Source organism: Spiroplasma endosymbiont of Andrena trimmerana (genome assembly GCF_964019575.1).
Lineage (GTDB): Bacteria > Bacillota_I > Bacilli_A > Mycoplasmatales > VBWQ01 > Spiroplasma_E.
On sequence record NZ_OZ026455.1, the window covers coordinates 1044568 to 1071545 of the forward strand.

Genomic DNA, 26978 nt, shown 5'->3' on the forward strand with positions numbered 1-26978 from the left:
ATCTTTAATATCTTCAACATATATACTAGTTTATTGTAACATATATCTTTTCATTGCTTTTGGTGTTGCTAAAACAAAATTCATAATTTGATTTTTATTTTCAGTATTTTTAAATGTCATATAATCATCCATAACAATTTGACATAATACACCTTTAATATATAAATTTGTTCCATTTAATCTTAATTGTTGTGCTAGTTGATTATCAGTAATTAAACCTTTATTATCTGCTAAATAAACTAAAGTATCATAAAGACTATTTGTTATAAAAAATTTACAATTATTACTATTTCTTAATTGAAATAAAGTATTTCATGCTGATAACATTGATTTTAAATATCCTACTGGTGTTGTATCAGTAATGATTACTTTTTTGGCAGATTTAGCAATTGTATTTGTATCATTATTTGCTAAATAATCTGCTAAATCATTAGCAACTTCATATTGCATACTTTCTAGTAAATTTTGCCCATTATCTGCAAATAAATCAACTTCACCAATCATTTCTCCTGTACTAGCTTCTTTTGTAATTTCTTTAATAATTTTATCAGTATCAACATAACCAACTTCTAATCCTTTACTTTTATCATTTCAATGAAGTATTTTGAATGTTGGGTCTTTTGATTTTTTAACTATAAATTCAATTTTTGTAGAATTAACCATTTCAATTGGAAAAAAACTTGCTCATGGACTATTTGATTGTTTATAAAATTCTATAAATTCAGGTGTTTCTACTAATTTTGTAGTATTATCTAAATTTTGTTTAAATGGCACTGGATTTGGCATTTTAAATTTTCCTTTCTTTTATAAATTATTTTTCTTTTTATAATCTAATAAACTACTTTTTATTGAAGTTTCTTGATTTGTTAATATTGTTTCTTGTTTACCACCTGTATTAATTGGTTCTTTAAATAGTGGTTGTTCTTTAATCATTTTTTTAATAGTTTCTTCAATTTTTGAATTTTCTATATTACTTGTTTTAAATTTTAAAAATTCATAAAATTCTTTTTTAACTTGATATTTTTTAAATATATTAATTATTTCTTTTTCTTTAATTTCTTGATTAAGTTTATTTAACTTATTTTCTAATTCAACAATCTTAATTTCTTGCTCTTGTTGTAAATTATTATTTTCAGTTAAAGGTTCAGTATTTTGTTCAACATTAGTTTCATTTTCTAACATTTAAATCACACCTTTATTATTTATTTTCTTTTCCATTAATTTTTTCATTAAGTTTTGCTAATTTTTTTTGATGTTTCATCACTTTATTATTTCTTCTAATATGTTTTGGAGTTGTAATAAATCTTTTAAATCAAACAATTAATTCTCTACAAATTAATGTTCCTACACTTGTTCCAATAATAATTAATTCATGTAAAAATTCTTTCATTTTCAATTATTTATTTTTAATTATTCGTCAAATTGACCACTATTAATTCTTTCAATCATTGATTTTGAATTACTTATAATAGTTACCAATAAAGATATTTCTTTATTTAATTGTTCCATTCTTTCTTTATATGTCTGAATTTCATTGTTATAATATTCAATCAATTTTTCTTTATTCATTAGTTATCATCTCCTTTATAAACTATCATATGTAGTTGGTCTTTCATATAAAACATCACTACTTCCACTATTATTACTAATAGCATCACTATTAATTAATCTTCTTGTTTCATTTGTAAATGATGTTTCTTGCATTTCTTGATTATGATTTGTAGTTTCCATAGGTAATAAATTATGTATAATTTCACTTGCACCAGCAACTATTGTTGGTACTGCATAAGCATTATTAAAATCATTATTTATACCCATAGCTACACCACTTGAAATTAGACATCCACTAGTTGCCATATTACATATTTTTCTTATTACTTCAAATCTATTAGGTATTAATTCACTTAACCCACCAATTAGATTTGATATACCATAAGTACTTAAACTAATATATGTATCTCAATCCATTTGTTGTTTATTATCATTAGTTAATAATAATGGTCATGGTGGTGTTTCTGTGGTAGTAGTTGTTAATCAAGGTGGTGGTTCAGGATTAGGATTGATTTTTGTAAATTTTGCATAATTAATTAAACCAATAGTTCCTAAACCTAATAATATTTTTTTACTTGAATTTAATATTTTCTTTTTAGTACTTGGCATTTGATTTAAGTTTCATATATCAATTCCTAACTTTTTACTAAATGCTAAATTGTAAAGGTAAGTGCAACTAAATTATTTTTCTATCCAAATATTCGATTGGTGAAAGATAATTTAGTATTTTTCTCGGTTTTTGATTTAAAGACAATATAAATTTATGAACTTCATTTTTATTAGTTTTTGAAAAAATAAATTTTTTAGGAAATTTTTCTCTAATTAAACCATTAGTATTTTCATTAGTACCTCTTTGTCAAGGTGAATATGGATTGGCAAAATAAATTTTTACATCTAAATTTTTTTCAAGTTGTTGTCAATTTGAAAATTCTTTGCCACGATCAAAAGTAATAGTTTTAACAATGTTTTTAGGAAGAATTGATAAATAATAACTGACATTTTTATTAATAACTTTAGTAGTTCTGTTTTTAACTAATATTGCTAAAGTAAATCGTGATACTCTTTCAACTAAAGTTATTAAACATGATTTGCTTTTACCTCGTGATGATACTATAGTATCTCCTTCTCAATGACCAAGTGTTATACGATCATTAACATTTATATCTCGTTCTTTAATTGATTTACCATTAAACTTGCCACGATTTTCTTTAGATTTTCGTTTTTTACCTTTTCTTCTTAAATTTTTACTAGTAACTTTATCAAGCATTCCAAAATAAATTCAAGTATAAATTGTTTTAAAACTAATAACTCATTCTTTATGAAAATTTTTAATTCTGCCATAAATTTGTTCAGGTGATCAACCTAATAGTAATTTTTGTTGTACATATTTTACTAAATTCTTATTTTTAAACTTATGAAAACTAATATGTGATTGTTTTCGATTTTCAGCTTTATTTTGTGCAATTAATGAAAAATAATGATTATTATCTTTATTTCTATTAATTTCTCGAATAATAGTACTAATACTTCGATTAAGATTTTTAGCTATTTCACTAATTTTAAATTTAAATTTCAATTGATTCTCAATATAAATTCTTTCATCTATGCCAAGATGTTTATAACTCATATAAAAACTCCTTACTTTTTTCTAAACTAAATTTAGCATTATGAAATTTTTATATGAGAATTTTTTGCAATTTTATTTACTTGCACTTACAAGTATAACTCAGCAAATAATAAAGCATTAATACTTCCTAATACTGGATTACCAATAATTTGACCATAATAAGCACTTGTACCAATCATTGCTGATAATGGACTTATTCCAATTCTTATTATTTTTAATAAAGTATAGTTATTTGATTGTACATTCGTGTCATTTGGCATTTTCATTTACTCCTTCATTTTTTGGTTTAATAAACACTTCAACTCAACCTGTATAGTGAACGTTATCACCAACTAAAATAGCAGTATTTGCATGTGGTTGAGAAACAACTAAATATTCAGCAATAACATTAGGATATTTTCATAAAATAATTGCTTTTATATCATTACTATCTGTTAAATCTTTGGGATTTGGTGAAAATATTTCTATTTTATCTTGACCAAATAAATCTGTTAATTTAGTCATTATCAAATTCACCTTTTTCTATTTTTTCAATTAATAAATTTAAAATATTTTTGTCCAAATCAGAGTTTGTATAATTAATTTTTTTAGTTCATTTAATTATATCTTTCATATATTTAAGTAATTTTTCTTTATTCATTATTTATTCTCCTTATTTAAATAATATCAACCAATTAATAAACTATCTGCTTCATCATGATTTGATATTTTTATATTTCAATTATTTTCTTTAATAATTTCTTCAGCAACATATATACTTAGTTCTTTATCTCAAGGTCTTAATCAAAAAATAGGTGGGTCATAACGTTCATATCATTTCTTTCATTCACTTGGACTTATTAACATATCTTTTGTTAATAATTTATTAAATTGTCCTGCAATAAAACCACGTAAATGTTCTTGAGTTTCATAACCAATACCATTTTTTGAATTAAAAGTACCACGTTCAATAATTAAATCCAATTCATTATCATTAACTTTTATATCTCAATAAAATTTTCTTTGTCCATCATATTCTTTTAAATTATAACTTTTAACAAATATTGGTTTTCAATTTCAAAAATCATATTTATCATGTAAATAAACTTTTTTTCATAAAGTAAATCCAGTATTTTTAATACTTGGGTCAATTGAAAGTAAATAATTAGTCATTATCAAATCACCGGTCTTTAATTCTGGTTTTAATTGGTTTATAAACTTCTTCATAATATCCGTTTAAGCGATATGTGTTTTTAAGATATTGCATAAATCTTTCTTTATTAATACAATTTTTATGTCTTGATTTATTAATTTCATCAACTTTATTTCTATGTTCTTTATCACCTTGATAACAATGTTCACATACATTTTCTCAGCAGTTTTTTTCACAAGTAAATAAATCATGTTTTTTATCACATACACAACAATCTTCACAACATACTTCTTTATTCATTATTTTTTCTCCTTTCTATTATTTCTTTCTTGCTTTATTAATAAATTTATTCAAATAATTTGATTATCACCATCACCTAATTCTTTTAAAAGATATTCATATCTTTTCTTAAAATCTTCACTATCAATATCTCTATCTTGGTAAATTATTTTTTGCAATTTTTTTATTTTATACAAGGTTTTTGGAGAATATATTTCTCCATGCATGCAAAGAAAACATTTCATTATTTATTCTCCTTATTTTCAATTTGATTAGCAATTTCACTCAATATTTTTAATACTTTATATTCATTTTTTAATTCTTTAATAATAAATATTAAAAATATTATTAGTGTTATACTTGTTATTAATATTGGTGCTATTAATAAAATTTCTCATCATATCATTTTTTACTCTTTTCATTTTTTAAATCATTTAACATTAATTGAACAAAATACACGATTTTTAGGAATGTTTAAAGTATTAAAAATTTGACCAGTTACAATAATTTCATCGTTTTTGTTTAATAAAATACATCGGTTATAAAATTTTGGATTATTAAAAATTAAAGTAACATAGTTTAAACCATTTCATTGACCACGAACACTATAATATAATTCTTTATTACCTTTTTCGTAATATTTTGCTTCAATAGTGTTACTTAGTTTTACTGTTAATTTGACATAATTGGCTTTATCTTTCATTTTTATAATTCCTTAAATAGTATTGAATGTGTTTATATGCATCTTGTTCATGTTTTGTTAATTTTATATTTCCTTTATAATTTGTTATTTTATTTTTATTTTTTGGTTGGTTTTCTAGATAATCTCAGTTGAAAACATCTTGTACTAATACCATTAATGAACCAATAATTTTAGGAGTTGCTAATGGATTAGTTAATAATTGTTTTGAACTTAAAAAGAAATTTTCTACAATAACTAATATTTTGTTTTCAAAAAATTGTTCTTTGATTATTGATAATATTCTTTTATAACGATTTTTACTTTCAAAAACATGTGTTGTGTTGAATGTTTCTGTATAAATAATCCTATTTGTTTCATTTGAATATATAACAATTCCATTATTACCAATACCAGCGGGGTCAATCCCAATAATTAAGTCATATTGCATTATTAATCAAATTCACCATTTTTAATTTTTTGATTTAATTGAGATATAAGATTTAATCTTCCATTAAAACAACTTTTTCAAAGTTTAGTTACTTTTTCATCGTCTCTCATTTCTTTATTTCATTCTCATTCATCTTTAAGATATTCAAGTATTTTTTCTTTATTCATATTTATACCTCCTACTTAACCTAATATTTAAAATACAGTCATAACAAATTGCTTTACTATTTTTATCTCTTAAAAAATATTTTCTTGTTTTTATATCATTAGTATTAAAGAATAAATAATCTAATTTATTTTGTTTACATGTTCAACAAAAATACTTTTTCATTATGAGTTGAAATTTCCTTATAAGAAGTAACTAAATAATTAATTGGTAAATCATCATGTTTATATGGATTATTTATTTTAAAATCTTTTCTGTTTTCTTCTCACGTAATGTTATATTTAAAACAAGGATTAGTAATTTTAGTTTTGTTATCTGTTATTTCACCCATAAATCAACTATTATGCTGTTCATAAAATGTTAATTGTTCAAGTTTTATATCATTAAGATAATATTCTTTTGGAGCAGTTGGTTTATTAACAGTTATTTTTTGGTCTTTAATATATGGTTCTAATAACTTTATTAATTCATTACCACTTAATTCTTTTTTAATATTTTCTAAATTAAAAACTCAATATGAGTAACTGTTATCAACAATAAAAGAATTATTTTTAATCATTCATTTTGGAAGAGATAATTTATATTCAACATAATCAATAAGAATAGATTGTGGTTTATCTTTAACAATTTGTTCTTTTTTAAATTCTATTTGCATAATAATCCTTTCCTAATATGTTCTGTTGCTTCTAGCATAAAGAACATATATTTTTATTCTTAGATTATTAATAATACTACTATTTGTTTTATTCATTCCAGCAATTCTGGGCTCAAAAATAAATAAAAAATAAAACCAACACTTGCTCACTTGGTAGTGGCAAGGTTGGTTAAATAAAGAATAATAGTTGGTCCCCACTCCGGGTCTATATATACTAGTTTCCAATTCGCTCCCACCCCAAGAATTACCATTTCTGGTTAGTATATTTTATTAGGTATCACTCCACTTTTTATTTATCCATGCAAGTCCACATGCTAGCTACTATTTTTAACAACTGTGTTGTAGTTCACTTTTTTAGTTCCCTAACACGTGTTGATAATAGTGCTAAAGACGGTTATTAAAAATTTTAAAATTTTACAATTACAAAAAAAGACAAGAATTTTATTCTCGTCTTTTGTCATTTATTTTTTAATTTAATAGTTTAAAAAAGAAAGGAGTTATTTTTAAAAATTTTTATTTATCGACATCTTCGGTACGCTCCCTAATTTTTTGATGATAATTTTTAATATTATCTTTCATTAAATTTGTATTATTAATAATTCCCTGTTTAGTTTCTTCTAATTGAAGCATTTTTTGTTTTTCTTCTTCTTCAATAGCTTCTTCTTGCTTTTTTTTACTTTCTGTTATTTTTTCTCTTGTAATAATTCTAATTTTTTCAATTTGCTGTTTTAACTCTGCTAGCACTTTTTTATCATTATCTAAACTTACATTTTCTAAAGTTCTTGACAAATTTTCATATGTCGTTCTTTCTGTTTTATTAATATTTTCTAATGCTGCTATTTTTTTATTAATAACTTCAATCGATTTACTTTCTTCGTCAACTAATTGTTCACAATGTCTATCAAACTGTAATGTAATTTCTTTTATTCTTTCAGAAGTACTTTTTGTTAAATTTACTGCTTCTGTTATGTATTTCATTATGAAATTTTTTGCTAAGTCACTTGTATATGAATCACTTATTTTTTTTAATATAGTAAATTCATTATTGATAGCACCACATATTCTATTAATATTTCATTCTAAACTATCTGCTGCAAATTGTTCAGTACTATTAAAAATAAGAAATTGATAATAATAATCCATTATCTTAGAATCTTCAATATTATTAATAAAATTTTTTAATTCATTTATACTTTTTGCTATCTTTTTTTGAAAACTATTATAATAACTTTCATTATTATAATCTTCTAAATCAATTAAAAATTGTTTTCTTTTCATCACATTACTAACTAATGCCACTTGTTCACTACATTCTTTAACTTTTTCTAGATTTCTTTTATGATTTAAAATAAATTCTTGATAATCTTCACCAATAATTTTAAATTTTTTAATATTTTTTTCAAAATTAATAAAAACATTACACAACTCAGCAATTTTTTCTTTTCACTCTACCGATAAAAACTGATCTAAATTTTCTTCTTGTATAATTTGTTTTCAAAAATTAATCGCATTATTGGGAAGTTTTAATTCAGGAAAAAAGTAATCAAAATTAATTCGTGCTTGTTCTTGTTTAAATTTTATAATTTCAAAATATTGTTCTGGAAATGATTCTTTAACTATATTTTTTAATTCAATAATTAAGTTATGTTCTTCATTAAAAATTTGCTTTTCTTTTTCAATTCATTGTCATGAATTTTTTAAACTTTCTAATAAAAATTCATCAAATACTAAAAACTTTTTATTATTATAAAGAAAAACTAACTCTTGATAAAGATGATGAACAATATTTAAAAAGCAAAATAATGAATCTGCTTTAATTAAACTATTAAAAAATATAGTAAGGTCATCACTATTAATTGTTTTTATTAATTGTTTGCAATATTTTTTTTCTATTTTTGCACTTGTAATCTTAGAAGTTATTTCTTTTCTAAAATCCTTAATATTTTTTTGCTTTTTATTATCAGAACCTATTTCTTGACTTTCTGTAGGCACTTTTTTACATCCTTTCAAATAAAAAACCCATTTATTTTATTAAAAATAAAACAATGGGCTTGAAAAACATATTTTTTTAAATTTTTTATTTTAAATTTTCATTAAAATAAGCAAAGGAACAATTCTAAAATAAATTAATTATAATTTATTTGAAAAAGTTAATTAACAATTTCTAAAATCTCTTGTTAATTACCTATAATAATGCATATAGTTTATCTCAAATATTAGAGATAACTATTGCTAAATAATAGCATGTATAAAATGTATTGCAAATAATATACAAAAATCATACTTTATATTACATTAATTTTACTAATTAAAATGATAAATAAAATCAGATTCAATTAACTTTAACACTTTTATTATGAAATAAATTTTATTTTGTAAATAAAATATTTTATAATAAAAATACTATTTATATATAGAATAGGGGTTACATAAATCCACTATTATAAATAGTACTACTTAAAGGGGGAGGAAATTATGAGGAAATTATTAACATCAACACCAAAAAAAGATGGTTTTTTTGCCCCAATTGAATCAATAGAACATAAAGGCACATGAATGATTTGACCGCTTATGAAAGATAATTGACAAAAAGAATGTCAACCAGCACGAACTGTTTTTGCAAAAATAGCCAACTCAATCAATAAACATGAACCAGTAAAAATTTTTATTAATTAATAAAAGTAATTGAAATGAAGCTCGCAAACTATTAGATCCAACTATCAAATTAATCGATATTAAATATCAAGATAGTTGAGCGCGTGATATGGGACCAATTTATTTAATAAATAAAAAAGGACAACGAAGAGCTGTTCATTTTCACTTCACTGCATGAGGCATGAAAAATCAACCAAATATTAATCCACCCAGTTGAAATTGAAATTATGAAATTGATAATAAAGTTGGAATTGAAATGACTAAAAATAGTAACATTGATTATTATCAAGCACCAATTGTATTAGAAGGCGGAAGCATTCATCAAGATGGTGAAGGAACAATTTATACTACAGAAGAATGTTTATTAAACCCTAATCGAAATCCTGATTTAACAAAAGAAGAGATTGAAGAACATTTAAAACAATATTTAAATGCACAAAAAATAATATGAATTCCTCGTGGTGTTTATAATGATGAAACAAGTGGTCATGTTGATAATCTACTACATATCATTACACCTGGTCATGTTGTTTTAACATGAACTGATGATAAAAATGATCCTCAATATGAACGTAGTTTAGAAGCTTTAATGTTTCTTAAAAATAGCACAGATGCTAAAGGACGAAAAATAAAAGTAACTAAATTACATCAACCAGCACCATTATTTATAACTAAGTCAGAGGCAGAAAATCATGAAAAAAGTCCTCGTTTTGCTAATCGTACCGAAGGATTTCGTATGCCAGCTAGTTATGTTAATTTCTATATTACAAATAAAACAATCATTATTCCCGTTTTTAATGACCCAATATGGGATAAAAACGCAATTAATGTTTTGCAAAATTGTTTTCCTAATCATAAAATTAATTCATTTTATACACGTGAAGTACTATTAGGTGGTGGCAATATTCACTGTATAACACAACAAGATAAGCAAATTAAAACAATAAATCCCTTCTAATTTAGAAGGGATTTATATTCTAAAATTAATGTAAGAACAATTTAAAAAATAAATAATTTTATTTCTTTATTATTAGAAAGAAATAAAAAACCTATTTGTTCAAGATTAACTTAATTCATTTTTAAATTCATAAATATGAATATCAGTTTTATCAACAACAAAACCAATAACATACGAAATACCACAAAGAAAATCAATAATTCTTCTTCGATCATTTTCAACAGTTGTTGTTAAATTAACTTTAATTGGTTTTTGTAAAATCATAGCATTAGCAACTGATTCAATTTCTTGATAATTTTTAGGAGCAAATTCTTGTATTTGTTCTTGAAAACTGGTTTTATAATTACTATTTTCATCATTGTCTTTATATTTTTTACTTCTTCATCCCATAATTAATTAAACTCCCTTTCGTCTTCGTAAAAATGATGGTAAATCATCATCTGCTTCCATTGCTGCTTCTTGGACTAAATTTTGTTGTTCTTCTTCTTTTTTCTTTGTTTGTTCTTTAATTTCTTCACTTAAATATTGAGTCTTATTGGTAATAAATTCATGATTATCAACTTTTGAACTATAAACAAAATTATTAGCATTAGCACCTTCTTCATCAAAACCAGTGGCAATAACTGTTACAATCATTTCATCATTTAAATTTTCATTAACAGCAACACCAAAAATGATATTAACATCATTACCCGCAGCATCACGAACTAAATCAACAGCAATATTAGCATCAGTTAATGTCATTGTTGTTCCACCAGTAACATTAACAATAGCATTTTTAGCACCCTTAATTGTCACATCATCAAGTAAAGGAGAAGAAATAGCTTTTGTTGCGGCTTGTTTAGCTTTATGTTCACCCTTTGACATTCCAATACCAAATAAAGCATTACCTTTATTTTCAATAATAGTACGAACATCAGCAAAATCTAAATTTATTAAAGCAGGAACAGCAATTAAGTCAGTAATAGTCTGTACACCTTGACGTAAAATATTATCTGCTTCTTTAAACGAATCTTTAAGAGGGATATTACCAATTACTTGTAATAATTTATCATTAGAAATAATAATAATAGCATCAACTTGTTTCTTTAAATTTTCAATTCCAACTATAGCATGAGCATTACGATTACGTCCTTCAAATTTAAATGGTTTAGTAACAATAGCAATTGTTAAAGCACCACATTCTTTAGCAATTCTTGCAACAATTGATGCAGCACCAGTACCAGTACCACCACCCATACCAGCAGCAATAAAAACCATATCTGCACCATCTAAAGCGCGTTTAATCTCTGCTTCACTTTCAATTGCGGCTTGTTTACCAATTTCGGGATTAGCTCCTGCTCCAAGTCCCTTTGATAATTCTTTGCCCAAAATAATTTTATTTTCAGCTGGTGATGCATTAACTACTTGTGCATCAGTATTAGCAACATAAAAATCAACACCTTGTACCTCTGCTTCAATCATTCTATTAACAGCATTATTACCAGCACCACCAATACCAATTACCCGAATTGATGCTATTGGTTTAAATTGTGAATTATTATGTTCCATTTTATTTTCCTCCTGAGTAATCAAATTGTCTTCTTCTATTTACTACCATCATTATACTGATAATTTGGTTGAAAGGGGGAATTATAATGCTTATTATCATGATTATTAGAATGCGTATAATGATTTAATTTTGATACAATTTCTGGTTTATGTATTGATGAAATATAATTATTACTAAAAACATTTACTAAATGTTGGTAGTGAGTATTACCGATTAAAGTAGTTCACTGATAACTATATGCACCAGGAGTTTGGCTGAGCATATATTTTACTTCTTTTAGTTTGCTATTATTTTTAAAATAGTTGGCAAAACCACATAAACCAATAGTAATTCCCGTAAAAATAATTTCCATATCTGAACTATTATTATCACTAACTTCATCAAGAAAATATTCAATACAAGAAATAATTTCATTAATTTGTTTTTTAACTGTTGCTTGTAAATCAGTTTTTGTTAAACGAACAATAGATTTTGTTTGATCATCAACATACTTATCAACAACAACATCGCATAAATAATTACTACTTATATTAATAATTTTTTGTAAATATCTTTCAGCTTTATCATAACCACAATGCATTTGCTTCATTAATGATTGAATTATTTGATTTCAACCAATTTTAATATTAGTTGTTGCAAATAATACTGAATTACTAAAAACACTAATCTTAGTACTATTAATATTTCAATCAACTAAAACTGTATTACGATTAAAATCAGTATTTTTAATATTACATACTAATGCAAATTGATCTAAAGTAACAGTTAACAATTCTGTTTCGGCATTAGTTAATACTTCGAGGTGAGAATTATATAAACTTTTAGGTAATGAATAAACTAAAGCATCAACATGCATAACTTGTCCTTTTTTAGCAATTGGTAATTGTTCATTACCAATTGCATGATCAACTTTAAAATTGTATGGTTTAGTTAAACAAATAATTTCACTATTATCAATAGTAATGTTTTTAGCCATTTCAATCACTTTACTACAATCTTCATCAGTGATAATGTGATTAGCATCTTTAAAATCAAGTGATGCTTGTGATTGATAAATTTTTAAATTATTTGAAGGTAAAGTTAAGGCAATACGTTGTACTTTTATATTTAAAGTATTATTAATTTTATTAATAATTTGCCTTAATAACTTACCTGTAGCAATTGAATTAATAATTACACCATTTTCAGAAAACTGTTCAGTATCAACAGTTTCTTTATATAAAACCTGAATTTGATTATTAACATAATTATTAACCATAACTTTTAAACTAAAATCTTCAATTTGACATACAACATATAGTTCTTGAAAATTCATATTGCTCACCTCCAAACATTTTTATGAATCAATATAAGTAATAACTCTTAGTTTTGCACTTCGTGCTCTTGGATTTTTATTTATTTCATCAGGCTTTGGTGTAATTGGTTTTTTAATTATTAACTGATATTTTGTTTTTCAATTATTATGAACTGGTAATTTAGTATATAATTGTGCTTGTGGATCAATTAAAACTTCATTAAAAGTTTGTTTAACAATACGATCTTCTAAAGAATGAAAACTAATAACAACAATTCTACCATTAGATTTTAATAATTTTAAAGATTGTTTTAAAGAAGATTTTAATGTTTCTAACTCATTGTTAACAGCAATTCTTAATGCTTGAAAAGTCTTTTTGGCAGGATGATGATGCTTATTTAATACTCTTACTGGTAATGATTTTTTAATAATCGTAACCAATTGTAAAGTGGTATCAATTGGTTGAAAAGTTCTTGTTTTAATAATATTTTTAGCAATACTACTAGCAAATACTTCTTCACCATAATTTTTAATAATTGTTTTTAATTGCTCATAATTATAATTATTAACAATATCTCACGCATTTAATTTTTGACTTTGATCCATACGCATATCTAACTTAGCATCTTTCATATAACTAAATCCTCTAATATCTTCATCAACTTGTGGTGATGATATACCTAAATCATATAATATACCATCAACTTTAGTAATATTTCTTTTTAAAAGCTCAGATTGAATATTTGCAAAATTACTTTTAATTATTTCATATTTATCTTTAAAATCTTTTAAAATAATTTTACTATTATCAATGGCCATTTGATCTTGATCAAAAGCATATAGTTTGCCAGAGGTAAGTTTTGATAGTATAACTTTACTATGACCTGCTCGTCCTAATGTACAATCGACATAAATACCATCAGGTTTAATATTTAAGAAATCAATTGCTTCTGTTAACATTACAGAAATGTGTCTTGCATTGATATTATTCATAATTTTTATATCTCATCTAGAGCTGCTGCCGCTGACTCAAATTTATCCTTGGTATCTTGATTAAAACTATTTCAATTAGTTTCTGATCAAATCTCAATTTTATTGGATAGTCCAATCATAATTACTTTTTGTTTAATATCAGCTAGTGTCAATAATGAATGTGGAATATTAATGCGACCTTTACTATCAATAGTTAATTCTTCTGAATTAGCAAATACTTGTCTTGCTAAAATTCTAGCTTCTTTCTGACCTTCGGATTGTGATAAGATTTTATCTTGTCATTTAATAAATTCAATTTCGTTACGAATAACTAAACAGCCTTCAAAACCTTTAGAAACAATAACAATCTCATTGTTATGAAAATAACTTCTAAACTTAGAAGGAATTATCATTCGTTTCTTTTCATCTAATGTTGACAATGATTGTCCTAGTAGCATAATATCACCCACACTTTCCCACTATTACCCATATTATATAACCTTTGGCATATAATTGCAATTGATTACTTTAAATGTATGACTAGTCAGTAAAATAAAAGAGCATGCAATAATAAAAATAAAAACTCATTTACTTTAAAAAAATAAAGAAATGAGTTAAAACTTTTTAAACTTACCGTTTGTCAATATTATATGCTTTTATAAAAAACAAATATAATATTTTATTATACTATTCTAAGTTTTATTATAGTTAATTACTTAGAAATTAAATACTTTTGATCAAATTAAATAGTGTTATTAATAAAAAAGTTTTTAAATTTAGGTAATTTATTAGAATTAGAAATTGCTGAACCAACAGCAAAATGAGTGTGATCTAGTACATTGGATACATCTCAAGTTGATAAATCTTGATTAAATGCTAAAGTATTGGCAAATGTACCAACCATATCTTCTACACTAGATACATTTCAATTTGATAAATCTCGATTAAATAAAAAACAACCAGTAAACATACCACTCATACTTCTTACATTAGATACATCTCAATTTGAAATATTACCATTAAATGAAGTAGCACCAGCAAATACACTCAACATACTTGTTACTCTAGATACATCTCACTTTGAAAGATCTTGATCAAATTTTAAACTACCATTAAACATAGAAAGCATATCTGTTACATTAGATACATCTCAATTTGAAATATTACCATTAAATGAAGTAGCACCAGCAAATACACTCAACATACTTGTTACTCTAGATACATCTCAAGTTGATAAATCTTGATTAAATTGTGAAGCACCCAAAAACATAAAATTTAAAGATGTTACTTCTGATGGTAATTTATCAGGTACTTCTTTAATTGTTTTTGGCATTCTAACAACTTGAATTTCACCTTGTTTGTTTTTATAAAAACCAATTTGAGTAATTTTGGTAGTTTTTATATTTGATAAATCTCTTTTATTGGTTGTTTGTTCTTTTCCATCTTTATCAATGTAAATAGTATCTTGTTGTGTTTTATTATCTAAAAGTTCAATTTTTTGTGAAGTTTTATTTAAACCAGTATTTAAAGTTCCAATAGATGTCCCAAATATTAAAACACTTAGTGCAGTAATCAATGTTTTCATATTGAAAACCTCCCTTTTTATTTTATTCAATAACTTTTTATTAAATCTATAAGTTATTTATATCTTAGAATGCTTTTTAAGATAATGCAATAACAAATATTTATACTCCCACAAAACACTACTTTTAGCATAACGTTAACAAATCAAACAATAAAAAACACTAGCAACAATAAAGATGCTAGTGTTTTTTATTATTAAATGCTGAGTTATACTTGTAAGTGCAAGTAAATAAAATTGCAAAAAATTCTCATATAAAAATTTCATAATGCTAAATTTAGTTTAGAAAAAAGTAAGGAGTTTTTATATGAGTTATAAACATCTTGGCATAGATGAAAGAATTTATATTGAGAATCAATTGAAATTTAAATTTAAAATTAGTGAAATAGCTAAAAATCTTAATCGAAGTATTAGTACTATTATTCGAGAAATTAATAGAAATAAAGATAATAATCATTATTTTTCATTAATTGCACAAAATAAAGCTGAAAATCGAAAACAATCACATATTAGTTTTCATAAGTTTAAAAATAAGAATTTAGTAAAATATGTACAACAAAAATTACTATTAGGTTGATCACCTGAACAAATTTATGGCAGAATTAAAAATTTTCATAAAGAATGAGTTATTAGTTTTAAAACAATTTATACTTGAATTTATTTTGGAATGCTTGATAAAGTTACTAGTAAAAATTTAAGAAGAAAAGGTAAAAAACGAAAATCTAAAGAAAATCGTGGCAAGTTTAATGGTAAATCAATTAAAGAACGAGATATAAATGTTAATGATCGTATAACACTTGGTCATTGAGAAGGAGATACTATAGTATCATCACGAGGTAAAAGCAAATCATGTTTAATAACTTTAGTTGAAAGAGTATCACGATTTACTTTAGCAATATTAGTTAAAAACAGAACTACTAAAGTTATTAATAAAAATGTCAGTTATTATTTATCAATTCTTCCTAAAAACATTGTTAAAACTATTACTTTTGATCGTGGCAAAGAATTTTCAAATTGACAACAACTTGAAAAAAATTTAGATGTAAAAATTTATTTTGCCAATCCATATTCACCTTGACAAAGAGGTACTAATGAAAATACTAATGGTTTAATTAGAGAAAAATTTCCTAAAAAATTTATTTTTTCAAAAACTAATAAAAATGAAGTTCATAAATTTATATTGTCTTTAAATCAAAAACCGAGAAAAATACTAAATTATCTTTCACCAATCGAATATTTGGATAGAAAAATAATTTAGTTGCACTTACCTTTACAATTTAGCAAATTTTAAAAATTTATTTAAATAAATTTAACAAAAAACTATTACTAATTAGCAACAAAAACTGAATTAACAGAGTTTAATGAAGATGAATCATTATCAATATTTGTTTCATTACATCTTGTCTTAAATTCTTCATCATTAATTAATAAAGTACCATTTTCTTCATTATCCAATATGCTCTGATTTTCATTATTAGTTTCAAAATCAATAGGATTTCAAAATTTATTTATTAATCAATTAGTAGTTCCAGAAACTCCATCAAGTGTAGCAAAAATTGGAGCAATAATTTTTGAATCAAGACCAGGTGTTCAAAATAATGATCCTCCTCCAATAATTGCAGCAAAAGGACATAATAAATTAAAACCATCTTCAATTGACTTTAATATTTTATTAGTTGCTGAATCTTTATTAGTAAAATAAATACGTGTAAGTGTTGTTGTTCCAGCCAAAACACCAGAAATAGCAGATATTTCAAAACTAATAAATGGTAGTAAATTAGGAATTGTTAAATCTCAATTACTTGCTTTAGTAAATATTGTTTTAATAAAATTAACATCTAATGTTGTAACTATATATGAGGTATTTGTTAATATTTTTCAAACTTCTATTAATGTTGCTACTTTTTTACTATCTGGTAAAAATGTAAATGCTGTCCCAAAAACACCCCTATTTAAAGCATTTGCTAAATTTAATCATTGTGAAACTTGACGAGCATTATGTAATAATTTAGTAGTTGCACCAGCACTACCAGCACCAATAGCATTTAAAGCAATAGTAATAATTTTTTTATACTGTTCTTGATTATTTATCATTTAATTACTCTTCTTTCTAAGTTAAAATTTCTCTAATTAAACAGCAAAAAAACCTGTTTAGGTAATAATACTAAACAGGCTTAATGATTTAAGCATATATTTCTTGTCTGTTCATATACATTATAAAATCAAAACATTTAAAAAACAATATTCAAAATAAAGAAAATAAAAATTATCTTAAGTAATGTAAATAATAATCTTTACTTAGATTATCAATAAAAAATTAAAAAAATGATTTTAAATAATATTTGTTTAAAATCATTTTTTTAATTTTTTATTGTTTCTTCTTGAAACATTTATTTTATTTATTAAATTTTGGTCATTTACTAAGATCTGATGCAATGCCTGACTCAATAGCAAAATTATCATGGTTTTTTACTTTTTCAACATTTCATTGTGATAAATTTTGATTAAAAGAAGTTGCATATGCAAACATACCACTCATATCTGTGACATTTGAAGTAATTCAAGTTGAAATATTACTATTAAATTTTCAAGTTCTCCTAAACATACCACTCATATCTGTGACATTAGATACATCTCAATTTGATAAATCCTGATTAAATGATGATGAACCTTCAAATGATCCAGCAGCACTAAACATACTATTCATAGTTGTCACCTTCGACACATTTCAATTAGTAATATTAGCGTTAAATTCTCAAGTTTTACCAAACATAGCAGACATATCTGTGACATTAGATACATTTCATTTTGACAAATCCTGATTAAATGTGGCTGCATAATAAAACATTTGTTTCATAGTTGTCACCTTCGACACATTTCAATTAGTAATATTACCATTAAATACTGATGTGGCACTAAACAGACTGCTCATATCTGTGACATTAGATACATTTCATTTTGACAAATCCTGATTAAATGATTTCGCACGAGTAAACATATAACTCAAAGATGTTATTTCTGATGGTAGTTTGTCAGGTACTTTTTCAATTGTTTCTGGCATTCTAGCAACTTGAATTTCACCTTGTCGATTCTTATAAAAACCAATTTGAACAACCTCTTTACTTTCTATCTCTGACAAATCTTCTATATTAGTTTTTATTTCTTCTCCATTTTTATTTTTGTAAATTGTATCTTGTTGTGTTTTACTTTGAATGTAATTAGTTGTAATATTAGTTTTTTCTTCAATTGTATTTAAAATATTGATTAAATTTCCTGTGGTTGTTGCAAGTGTTAAAACACTTAATGTTGTTAATAATGATTTCATAATTAGTCCCCTTTATTTTCCCCAATAACTTTTTCTTAAATCTATAAGTTATCTATATTTTAAATTGTTTAAAGAGAAATGCAATAACTGACTTGTATATTAATATACTTTTTAAATTAAAATATCTAATTATTGAAGAAAATTATTAAAAATTATTGACTAATATGAAATAATTTTATTTTAAAGATTTTACTTGTAAGAAAATTAGCATTTTTAAATGTAATATCATAACTTTTATTATCTAAATTATTTTTAATTTTATAACTTAAAACTGCACTAACACTACCATCATCATGTTTAAATGTATTCATTGCAATATCACTTAAAGTAAAATAACTATTATTGTTAATATCAAAATATTTACTATACATATCTTTATATAAATTTTCTTGGTCCTTTAACATATTATCAAGAATACCATTATGATGTGTTTTATCAACTATTATATTTAGTAAGGAATTTAAACTACTAGTAGGAGTATTTAATCAATTAGAAAAGTTTGCAAGAACACTATCTTGTTTAAAATTAGTTTCATCACCAAATTGAGCACCTAATAATTGTAATATTTCTTTAGTTTTACTAATATTATCTGTTGTTGGGTGATTAATAATATATTTAAGATTATTTAAAGCATTAATAAAATCTTTACTACCGAAAGTTAAATCTAAATATTTTACTAAATCTTTTAAATCAATTAATGGATTTGTTGTTAAATATTTATTAGTAAACTCAAATATTTTATTAATTGTGTCATTAATTGGAACATTTTTAATTGCTGATTCTAAACTATTAACAACTTGTTGAGGAATATCACTAATAGCTGAAATAAAAGAAAATTTCTTTTGAATCTCAGGTAATGTTCAATATGAATCAGTTCATGCAAAGGTAGCTTTCGCAATAATATCTTCACCAAAAGGTCCGGTCATTAAATTGGTAACTAATTTAAGCATATTATCTTTTGAAGATATTAATTCTTGAAAAATAGTTAATACTTTTTTTAGTTGAACTGTATTATTTTTAAGTGGTGTTTTATTATCTCAAGTAATACTATCAATACCAAGAGTTGGATTAGTTAATTTTAATACTTCACTTTTAACCATTGGTATTATTGTTTTTATTAAATAAGGTCATGCCACTGGATTTGTTAAAATCTTATTAAGAGTTTCACTAAATGTAACATTAAAATTATCAGAATTAAAACCGATAGGTGCAGCACCTCATAAAGCATATTTAATATTATCGCTAATCATTTCCCCAATATATTTTCCTGATATTGACTTAAACATATAATTAAAATTAACACCAGCTATATATTCATAAAATTGATTTCAATTTCAATTTTTTGCTTCATCTTTAACATAGTATCACTTTTCATGACTTGGAATATTTCAAGCTTGAGCAAATGTCGCTTTCTTTGACATATAATCTTGCATTTTTTCAAAAGTAGTATTACCACTAAAATTATCTTCTTGATCTCAATCTGCTAATAATTCATCAATAGTATTAGTTATAATTGGAATATAATTAGTATAAGATAAGTAATCATTAATATTTGGTATTAAATTTTTAATATTTTTTAACATTCCATCAATCATATTAACAGTATCATCATTAGATAAAATAGAATTATTTAAATAATTTTTAAGCATTGGCAATATGTCACGATAACTATTATAACTATTAATATTATTAGTGACAGAATCAACTTTAGATTGATTAATACCATTACGTTGAAATAAACCCTGAATAGTATTAATACTATTACCATCTAAGTTACTAGTTCAATCATTAATAAAATCATTTCCAGTATTCTTACCTGTAAGATTATCAATTTGAATAGAAGGGGTTTGATTATACATATCATTTAATAAATTATTAGTATTAAAACCTTTATTTTTAGCAATTAATAACGATTTACCAACAATAGAGGTTTCATTAGCATACTTAGTTGCTGTTTTAGTATCAACATTGTTGTTGGCAAAATTATTAATACTAATATTGTTTGTATCAATTGTGAATGCTAAAAGCGACATGCTAGAACTTAATAAAAGGCTGGTAGTAAAAAATAAATTTAATTTTCGTCTCATATTTTACACTCCATTTATAATGATTTTCTTATTATTATAAACTATTACAAAATAATGTACAGTAAATTTTATTTTTATGTCATTATTTAGTGATAATTTCCTATTAGTTATCGAGTGAAAATTTCCCAAAAGTAAAGTTAAATATACTTGGTGATAAATATGGAAAGAAGCATGACTATGAAAGAAAAATATAAGTTTAATATTATAAATGACATTATTATTAATAAATTATCTAAACATCAAGCTAAGAATAAACTTAACCTAACTATTAGAAGAATTAACCAATTAATTCAAATTTTCAATAGAGAAGGTAAAGTTGGTTTTATTCATAAATCCCGAAATAAAATTTCTAATAAAACAACAAATTTTGAAATCAAAATTAAGATTATAAATTTATATAAAACCAAATATTATAATTTTAATTTTCAACATTTCCATGAGAAATTAAACAATGAAGAAAAAATTAAAATTTCATATAGTACACTTTATACTATATTAATTAAAGAAAAAATTACTTCACCAAAAAGACATAAAAATAAGAAAAATAACTTGCATCCTACAAGAAACCGAAGAACAAATTTTGGTGAATTAATTCAAATGGATGCAAGTAATCATCATTGATTTGGTAAGGATAAACCAAAAGCTTTTTTACATGCTGCAATTGATGATGCTACAGGAAATATTGTCGGACTATGATTTGATCATCAAGAAACATTAGATGGTTATTATAATGTTTTTTATCAAATTTTAACTAAATATGGCATACCAAAAACATTTTATACTGATAATAGAACAGTTTTTGGATATAAAAAAACAAATCGATGCTGGCAAAATAAACACGGAAAATGATACTTATACTCAATTCCAAAAGTCTTGTAATGATTTAGGTGTTGAAATTATTAGAACTTCCATTCCACAAGCTAAGGGTAGAATCGAACGCTTATTTGGAACACTTCAAAGTCGCTTAATTAGTGAACTTAGACTTAATAAAATTAAAAATTTAGAAGAAGCTAATCAATTTCTTAAAATATATATAAGTATTTTTAATAAGCAATTTGCCTTACCTATTGATAATAATAAATCTGCTATGATTAAAGCTCCAAACCAAGAAGAAATAAATATTTATCTTTCAAGATTTTCTAAAAGAAAAACGGATAGTGGTTCAACTATAACATATTATGGTAAAAAGTATTTTCCTTATAAAAATAGCAAAGTTCAATACATACAACCTAGAACTGATGTAATTGTACTTAAATCGTTTATTAATGAGTTATATCTTAGTTATAATCATCAAATATATGAATTAAAAGAAATAGCACCAAAACCAATTATCAAAGAAGATTTGATAAAAACTAAAAAGGTTTATATACCAAATAAAAACCATCCTTGAAGATATGGATACTAATAATACCAAATTAAAATTAGATAAAATTCTTTTTATAAAAGATTATTTTTGTGAATACTTAACTATATAAAATTTTAAATCGTTTGTCGAGCAGCAAATTTGATGCCTTAAAATTGATTTTAAAGATATAAAAAAATAAAATTATACACCACCAATAGCACAAGCACCAGAAGCCATTGTTGTAATACCACCAACAACATTACCAATTATGGGAATAGTATTTAAAGCACCATTAACAATAGTTAATGTGTTTTCACAATTTAAATTTGATTTATTTTCTAGATTTAGAAGTCTGTTGTCAAGTTCATTAACTTGTTTTTTTAAAGTTTCAAAATCTGCTTTGATTCCTTGAATATTTTTGTTTAATTCATCTAACTTTAATTCATGTTCAATTAAAGTTGAAATATAACTTCAATCTCTTATATAACCTTTTATTATTTCTTTTTCTTGTCTTTTTCAATTATATAATGCTTGAGGATTAAATGTTTTAGAATTATTGATTGCTTGTGGTAAAGTAGAATTTCATTCATTTATATGTGCAAATCATTGTTTAACTTTTGAATCATTTGCTATAATATTTGAAATTTCATTAAATTTATCTTGTGTTACATAGGTAAAAGTTGGTTTTGTCAAACCATAAGAATAGGGACTAAAAGTACCAACAATTATTTTTTTCAAAATAGCCAATAAAGTGTGAGTAATTAGATTTATCCAATAAATAAACTTCTGATAATTTAAAATTATGATATTTTTTCTTTATGGCACTTTTAATTTCGTTATCAACGTTATGATTAATTTTTCCTAAATTAATTTTTATATCTTTATTTCAATCTGGAAAATCATTTTCTAAATTATCAAGACGATTATTTGGATAATATTTCTCATCTTCTGTTATTATTCTTACTGATTCAAAATCAAATCAATTAAATGGTTTTTCATAAAGTACAATTTCTATACGTTCTTTTCTAGAACTATCTGTATATACTTTTTCAATTTTTGAAAAATTATCTCAAATTGTTTTACCTACTTGTTGTATTTCTTTTCATGTTCATGGAAAAATTGCAGTAATTGAAATATCATTAGAATTATATAGTTGCATCATATCCTCTTTAAATTTTTCGCCAAGTTCTCATGCAGGATTATCTTTTCAATAATGATAATCAGCTATTATTCCTTCAAAAGTTTTTGGTGTAAATGAACAAGTTACTTTACCTCAACTACCCCTTATTTCGTTTTTACCATTTAATGTTCTTTTTAATCGATTTCTGTGTTTTTCATGACGATGTTTATTCATATTTATTTTGCTATTTGTTGTTGGGTTGTTAATAATAAAATCTGTTTGATTATTACTTGCAAAATTTAATTGTTGATTTACTAAATCTAAACTAGTCGTATTTTTTCTAACTCAATTTTTAATATTTGAATTATCAATTGACTTACCATTAATACCTTGTATTTTATTATTTAAAAGTGGAGCAGTTAATACTCACAATTTAAATCAATAACTTGGACTAAAATATTTCATAATTTTGTTCTCCTTTGAAAGTAAATATAAAAATATTTACTTTCAAAACAAAGCAACTTTTATTTGTTAAATTTTACTTCTTTTTTATTTTTTTTGATAAATATTTTTGGGAAATTTTCACTCGATATTGACAGTAAATTTTATTTTTAAAAAAAATATCTACTAATAAGTTAAATTAGTAGATATTTAATACATTTTAATTATGAATTTAATTAGATATTCCGTTTTTGTTAAGTTAGGACTAATAACTAGTAAAGGAATATTTATAAATTTATGAGAAAGTATGTTTATTTTTTTTTTGTTGTAGAAACATTAGTTTTTGGTGTAGAAGCATTAATTTGTGTTTTATTAAAAACATGTGTTGGTTTAACTGAATGATTATTCTCTTGAGTAAAATGAGAATTTTTTTTGTGTTGATGTAATTTATTATTACATTTATTAAACAAATGTTTAATCAAATGTAAGGGATTTACCATACAGTGATGATGGTGACATAAAATATCAACAATATTAGTTAATAAATAATTAACATTTTTATTAGCTTCCAAATTATGTTGGATAGGTTTTTCCAAAATGCTATAAAAAGTAGGAATAATATTATTATAATTAGCGATATCTCTTTCCTGTAAATATGTTAACATTTCCAATACTTTTTTATTATTTACTAAATCATTATTACTTTTAAACTTTCTATTCTTGATAATGCTACTATGATAAGAATTTGGATCACATAAACGATATTTTATTTTCCTTGATGATTTTATTTTCTTTTTTCTTAATTTCAGAAAAAATATTATTATAAAACCAATTAAAAAAATAATACTCATGATAATAATTAAAATAACTATTAACTTCATATGTTACTCCCACATTTTATTTTTAATTAATAAGTATTAATTTAACATTTTATTTTATAAAATAAAATACTTTTTATTAAAAATAATAACGTTTAGCAGAACCTATCTTTCTTTCAACTAAGCTAAATAAGATAAAGATAAAAATAAATCTTAAAATTTCAATACCAAGTAAAATAAATAATATAATTACTGAATGATTATTAAAATTAAGAATATTATTATCATATTCATCAGGTCTTGGTAGGTTAGGACTAAAATAAAGTACTACTAAAGTTAAAACAAAAGATAAAGTAGCAATAATCGCATTTAAGGGTACTATTACTAGACCAGCACTTACTTTTTTGATAGTATCTACTTTTAAATTTTTACTTTTATTACACAATTTAAAAAGATAGTAGTAAATAAAATAAAAAGAAACAATAAATAAAATATTAGCAATATTATCAAAGAAAATTTGAATTGGCGGATGATCACTATCTGCTAATAAATGTAATCAAGGTTCAATAATACCAATTGCTAATGTATAATATAAACCAATAATTGGTAAAGCAAAAGCAATAATTAATGAATCAAAAATTCTTAATGGTAAAATTACTCCCATAAACTGAATAGGTATTTCAATTAATGAAGAAGCAACAGCTAATCCCAATAAAATTCCTGTCAAAGTAATATTAAAAATTTGTTGTTTTGAATTAATCTTTATTTTTTTCTTTGTTTTTATATCTACTTTTTCTTTTTCTTGGTCAACACTTTTAACTATCATTATAACTTCTCCTTTTTAAAATAGGTATTTAATTAATTAAATACTTATTTATAAAAATTATAAATTACTTTTAATTAAAAAACAAGACATTTATTAAATTTTTATAAAAAGTGTTAATACTACTCTAATTTAGAAAATTAATTAACAATAAAAATATCATAATAATAATTTGATAGATAATTTTTATTAAAATAAAAATAACAAAAACTAAAAAAATAAATTATAATATTAATCATTAATTTAAATAGTGTTAAATCCTTATATAGATATTTTTTCTGTATTAGGATTTTATTAAATAAAATTGCTAAAAGAAAAGGAAGATTAAAAGATGGCAAAAAAATATACACCGGAAATAAAAGAAAAAGTATTACAATATTTACAAGATGGTAAAAGTTATGGTGAAATCAAAAAAGAAACTGGCATTTCAAAAACAACAATTTGAATTTGAAAGCAAAAAGCAAGAAAGAATGAACTTAAAACAAAACATTCAGTCAACTCAGCTCCAAGAGATATATTAGAAGCAGCCATCAATATTGCAGAAATAAATTGTGATAATAATGAAAATCAAAATTATAAAGAAGAATTTTTAAATCAACAGCAAACAATAAATTTATTATCAGTAAATATTAACAAACAAATAGAAAACAACTATTTTGATAATTCAGAAGAAGATAGTGATTCAGAACGATTAGTAATTGATGAAGATTATAAAGAAGAAGTAAATATTTGAAGACCTTGAGAAGAGTCAGAAATAAAACAAAATAGTGAAGAATCTTTAGTAATAGAATTAAAAAAAGATCAATTAAAATATATTATTTAAATATTAAAATGTTGTACTAAAATTTGTACTGGCCTAACTAATAATAAATATAAAAGCAAAACTGAAGTAAATTTAATTAAATTAAATGGTACAAATACAATTCAAATCTTATCTTTAAGATCACCAGCACCATACATGTCTAAAATAAAAGCTCAATTATAAAAAGCACTAATTAATGATACTAAAATACAAGTAATAACAACTGTCGGTATTTCAATAATCATTAATCGTTTTCAAGAATTATTAGATTGCGTTTTTCAAAATGGTAATTGCTTAAATAATAATTTAAAACTACTATATAATAACAATAAAGTAATGGTACTTAACATATAAGCAAATTCACCAATTGGTTCAGCATTACCAGAAGGAAAATGAGGTAAGATTAAACTTAGTCAAGGAACAATAATGGCAATTAACAAACTATAAGGAAGTTTAATAATTAACAATGCAATTAAATTAATAGTATTACCAAAATCAATTTTTAAAAAAGGTAAAAAAATAGGTGGTGTTTCTAATAAGGTCATTAATGTTGTAACTGCCAATAAACTACTAATTAATGCTATCCTATGAGTAGTTAATTTTAAAGAATTATTAATATTACTTTTAAATTGTTGTCACTTTTTCTCATATTTTAAACTCATCTT

General features: G+C 23.4%; 35 protein-coding genes and 2 pseudogenes. 4 read left to right on the forward strand and 33 right to left on the reverse strand.

What is annotated here, in order from left to right:
* Window positions 1–30 precede the first annotated feature (30 nt).
* The 19 genes from AACL03_RS06140 to AACL03_RS06230 form a co-directional block, all read right to left on the reverse strand.
* Entirely contained in the window at window positions 31–786 is a 756-nt protein-coding gene (locus AACL03_RS06140) for a hypothetical protein (protein WP_339039848.1), read from the reverse strand.
* Between the two features lie 18 nt (window positions 787–804).
* Window positions 805–1182, reverse strand: coding sequence for a hypothetical protein (locus AACL03_RS06145; RefSeq protein WP_338957549.1), 378 nt, complete (start codon window positions 1180–1182; stop codon window positions 805–807).
* A 16-nt stretch (window positions 1183–1198) separates the two neighbouring features.
* Window positions 1199–1390, reverse strand: coding sequence for a hypothetical protein (locus AACL03_RS06150; protein WP_338957816.1), 192 nt, complete (start codon window positions 1388–1390; stop codon window positions 1199–1201).
* A 20-nt stretch (window positions 1391–1410) separates the two neighbouring features.
* Window positions 1411–1569, reverse strand: coding sequence for a hypothetical protein (locus AACL03_RS06155; protein ID WP_339038894.1), 159 nt, complete (start codon window positions 1567–1569; stop codon window positions 1411–1413).
* A 15-nt stretch (window positions 1570–1584) separates the two neighbouring features.
* Window positions 1585–2160: a hypothetical protein gene (locus AACL03_RS06160; protein ID WP_339039849.1), complete on the reverse strand. Its 576-nt coding sequence runs from the start codon at window positions 2158–2160 to the stop codon at window positions 1585–1587.
* Window positions 2161–2227: 67 nt separating this feature from the next.
* The gene (locus tag AACL03_RS06165) at window positions 2228–3178 is read right to left on the reverse strand and encodes an IS30 family transposase (RefSeq protein WP_339038665.1); all 951 of its coding nucleotides are present in this window, start codon (window positions 3176–3178) and stop codon (window positions 2228–2230) included.
* Window positions 3179–3264: 86 nt separating this feature from the next.
* Window positions 3265–3438: a hypothetical protein gene (locus AACL03_RS06170; protein WP_339039850.1), complete on the reverse strand. Its 174-nt coding sequence runs from the start codon at window positions 3436–3438 to the stop codon at window positions 3265–3267.
* Window positions 3407–3682: a hypothetical protein gene (locus AACL03_RS06175; RefSeq protein ID WP_338957557.1), complete on the reverse strand. Its 276-nt coding sequence runs from the start codon at window positions 3680–3682 to the stop codon at window positions 3407–3409. The genes AACL03_RS06170 and AACL03_RS06175 overlap by 32 nt, the downstream gene beginning before the upstream one ends.
* Complete coding sequence (locus tag AACL03_RS06180) at window positions 3675–3818, reverse strand: hypothetical protein (RefSeq protein ID WP_338957559.1); 144 nt, start codon at window positions 3816–3818, stop codon at window positions 3675–3677. The genes AACL03_RS06175 and AACL03_RS06180 overlap by 8 nt, the downstream gene beginning before the upstream one ends.
* Complete coding sequence (locus AACL03_RS06185) at window positions 3818–4330, reverse strand: hypothetical protein (protein ID WP_338957560.1); 513 nt, start codon at window positions 4328–4330, stop codon at window positions 3818–3820. The genes AACL03_RS06180 and AACL03_RS06185 overlap by 1 nt, the downstream gene beginning before the upstream one ends.
* Window positions 4323–4610: a hypothetical protein gene (locus AACL03_RS06190; RefSeq protein WP_338957561.1), complete on the reverse strand. Its 288-nt coding sequence runs from the start codon at window positions 4608–4610 to the stop codon at window positions 4323–4325. Before AACL03_RS06190 ends, AACL03_RS06185 begins: the two co-directional genes overlap by 8 nt.
* On the reverse strand, window positions 4610–4834 hold the full coding sequence (locus AACL03_RS06195) for a hypothetical protein (RefSeq protein WP_339039851.1): 225 nt from the start codon (window positions 4832–4834) through the stop codon (window positions 4610–4612). The genes AACL03_RS06190 and AACL03_RS06195 overlap by 1 nt, the downstream gene beginning before the upstream one ends.
* Entirely contained in the window at window positions 4834–4995 is a 162-nt protein-coding gene (locus AACL03_RS06200) for a hypothetical protein (RefSeq protein WP_338957563.1), read from the reverse strand. The genes AACL03_RS06195 and AACL03_RS06200 overlap by 1 nt, the downstream gene beginning before the upstream one ends.
* A gap of 3 nt (window positions 4996–4998) precedes the next feature.
* Entirely contained in the window at window positions 4999–5292 is a 294-nt protein-coding gene (locus AACL03_RS06205) for a hypothetical protein (RefSeq protein WP_338957564.1), read from the reverse strand.
* Complete coding sequence (locus AACL03_RS06210) at window positions 5282–5719, reverse strand: hypothetical protein (protein WP_338957565.1); 438 nt, start codon at window positions 5717–5719, stop codon at window positions 5282–5284. The genes AACL03_RS06205 and AACL03_RS06210 overlap by 11 nt, the downstream gene beginning before the upstream one ends.
* 2 nt (window positions 5720–5721) lie before the next feature.
* Complete coding sequence (locus AACL03_RS06215; RefSeq protein WP_338957566.1) at window positions 5722–5886, reverse strand: hypothetical protein; 165 nt, start codon at window positions 5884–5886, stop codon at window positions 5722–5724.
* A 134-nt stretch (window positions 5887–6020) separates the two neighbouring features.
* Window positions 6021–6539 (reverse strand): hypothetical protein, encoded by a 519-nt coding sequence (locus AACL03_RS06220; protein ID WP_339039852.1) that lies wholly within the window; start codon window positions 6537–6539, stop codon window positions 6021–6023.
* A gap of 12 nt (window positions 6540–6551) precedes the next feature.
* Complete coding sequence (locus tag AACL03_RS06225) at window positions 6552–6689, reverse strand: hypothetical protein (protein ID WP_339039853.1); 138 nt, start codon at window positions 6687–6689, stop codon at window positions 6552–6554.
* A gap of 363 nt (window positions 6690–7052) precedes the next feature.
* Window positions 7053–8531, reverse strand: coding sequence for a hypothetical protein (locus tag AACL03_RS06230; protein ID WP_339039854.1), 1479 nt, complete (start codon window positions 8529–8531; stop codon window positions 7053–7055).
* A 483-nt stretch (window positions 8532–9014) separates the two neighbouring features.
* Here AACL03_RS06230 and aguA point away from each other — a divergent pair.
* A pseudogene (gene aguA / locus AACL03_RS06240) lies at window positions 9015–10152 on the forward strand (agmatine deiminase).
* A gap of 105 nt (window positions 10153–10257) precedes the next feature.
* On the opposite strand, the gene sepF reads toward aguA, so the two are convergent.
* The 6 genes from sepF to AACL03_RS06270 all read right to left on the reverse strand — a co-directional run bounded on the left by sepF (window position 10258) and on the right by AACL03_RS06270 (window position 15555).
* Window positions 10258–10542 carry a cell division protein SepF gene (gene sepF, locus AACL03_RS06245; protein WP_174480582.1) on the reverse strand — a complete coding sequence of 95 codons (285 nt, stop codon included), beginning with the start codon at window positions 10540–10542 and terminating at the stop codon, window positions 10258–10260.
* Window positions 10543–10548: 6 nt separating this feature from the next.
* Window positions 10549–11703, reverse strand: coding sequence for a cell division protein FtsZ (ftsZ, locus tag AACL03_RS06250; RefSeq protein ID WP_252320022.1), 1155 nt, complete (start codon window positions 11701–11703; stop codon window positions 10549–10551).
* A gap of 35 nt (window positions 11704–11738) precedes the next feature.
* A complete protein-coding gene (locus AACL03_RS06255) occupies window positions 11739–13019 on the reverse strand; it encodes a hypothetical protein (RefSeq protein ID WP_286642492.1) in 1281 nt (426 codons plus the stop codon).
* A 21-nt stretch (window positions 13020–13040) separates the two neighbouring features.
* Window positions 13041–13991: a 16S rRNA (cytosine(1402)-N(4))-methyltransferase RsmH gene (gene rsmH / locus AACL03_RS06260; protein ID WP_339039857.1), complete on the reverse strand. Its 951-nt coding sequence runs from the start codon at window positions 13989–13991 to the stop codon at window positions 13041–13043.
* 5 nt (window positions 13992–13996) lie between these two features.
* Window positions 13997–14428: a division/cell wall cluster transcriptional repressor MraZ gene (mraZ, locus tag AACL03_RS06265; protein ID WP_252320016.1), complete on the reverse strand. Its 432-nt coding sequence runs from the start codon at window positions 14426–14428 to the stop codon at window positions 13997–13999.
* Window positions 14429–14712: 284 nt separating this feature from the next.
* Complete coding sequence (locus tag AACL03_RS06270) at window positions 14713–15555, reverse strand: BspA family leucine-rich repeat surface protein (RefSeq protein ID WP_339039858.1); 843 nt, start codon at window positions 15553–15555, stop codon at window positions 14713–14715.
* 304 nt (window positions 15556–15859) lie between these two features.
* Between AACL03_RS06270 and AACL03_RS06275 the strand changes: the two genes are divergently transcribed.
* A complete protein-coding gene (locus AACL03_RS06275) occupies window positions 15860–16810 on the forward strand; it encodes an IS30 family transposase (protein WP_339038665.1) in 951 nt (316 codons plus the stop codon).
* A 68-nt stretch (window positions 16811–16878) separates the two neighbouring features.
* Here the strand turns inward: AACL03_RS06275 and AACL03_RS06280 are convergent, their stop codons facing one another.
* The 3 genes from AACL03_RS06280 to AACL03_RS06290 form a co-directional block, all read right to left on the reverse strand.
* A complete protein-coding gene (locus AACL03_RS06280; protein ID WP_339039859.1) occupies window positions 16879–17646 on the reverse strand; it encodes a hypothetical protein in 768 nt (255 codons plus the stop codon).
* A gap of 301 nt (window positions 17647–17947) precedes the next feature.
* On the reverse strand, window positions 17948–18877 hold the full coding sequence (locus tag AACL03_RS06285) for a BspA family leucine-rich repeat surface protein (RefSeq protein ID WP_339039860.1): 930 nt from the start codon (window positions 18875–18877) through the stop codon (window positions 17948–17950).
* Window positions 18878–19029: 152 nt separating this feature from the next.
* The gene (locus AACL03_RS06290; RefSeq protein WP_339039861.1) at window positions 19030–20964 is read right to left on the reverse strand and encodes a hypothetical protein; all 1935 of its coding nucleotides are present in this window, start codon (window positions 20962–20964) and stop codon (window positions 19030–19032) included.
* A 159-nt stretch (window positions 20965–21123) separates the two neighbouring features.
* On the opposite strand from AACL03_RS06290, the pseudogene AACL03_RS10020 reads away from it, so the two are divergent.
* Window positions 21124–22369, forward strand: a pseudogene (locus AACL03_RS10020) (ISNCY family transposase).
* A 141-nt stretch (window positions 22370–22510) separates the two neighbouring features.
* Here the strand turns inward: AACL03_RS10020 and AACL03_RS06305 are convergent.
* From AACL03_RS06305 to AACL03_RS06320, 4 genes are all read right to left on the reverse strand, one after another.
* On the reverse strand, window positions 22511–23002 hold the full coding sequence (locus AACL03_RS06305; protein WP_338980346.1) for a hypothetical protein: 492 nt from the start codon (window positions 23000–23002) through the stop codon (window positions 22511–22513).
* A gap of 16 nt (window positions 23003–23018) precedes the next feature.
* A complete protein-coding gene (locus AACL03_RS06310; RefSeq protein ID WP_339039862.1) occupies window positions 23019–23894 on the reverse strand; it encodes a hypothetical protein in 876 nt (291 codons plus the stop codon).
* 287 nt (window positions 23895–24181) lie between these two features.
* Complete coding sequence (locus AACL03_RS06315) at window positions 24182–24751, reverse strand: hypothetical protein (protein WP_339039863.1); 570 nt, start codon at window positions 24749–24751, stop codon at window positions 24182–24184.
* Window positions 24752–24827: 76 nt separating this feature from the next.
* Window positions 24828–25514, reverse strand: a complete 687-nt coding sequence (locus tag AACL03_RS06320; protein WP_252320001.1) for a hypothetical protein — start codon at window positions 25512–25514, stop codon at window positions 24828–24830.
* Between the two features lie 328 nt (window positions 25515–25842).
* On the opposite strand from AACL03_RS06320, the gene AACL03_RS06325 reads away from it, so the two are divergent.
* Window positions 25843–26334 carry a hypothetical protein gene (locus tag AACL03_RS06325; protein ID WP_338957587.1) on the forward strand — a complete coding sequence of 164 codons (492 nt, stop codon included), beginning with the start codon at window positions 25843–25845 and terminating at the stop codon, window positions 26332–26334.
* On the opposite strand, the gene AACL03_RS06330 is transcribed toward AACL03_RS06325, so the two are convergent.
* Window positions 26331–26975 carry a hypothetical protein gene (locus AACL03_RS06330; protein ID WP_252319995.1) on the reverse strand — a complete coding sequence of 215 codons (645 nt, stop codon included), beginning with the start codon at window positions 26973–26975 and terminating at the stop codon, window positions 26331–26333. The two genes, AACL03_RS06325 and AACL03_RS06330, sit on opposite strands and share 4 nt — an antisense overlap.
* Window positions 26976–26978: the final 3 nt, after the last annotated feature.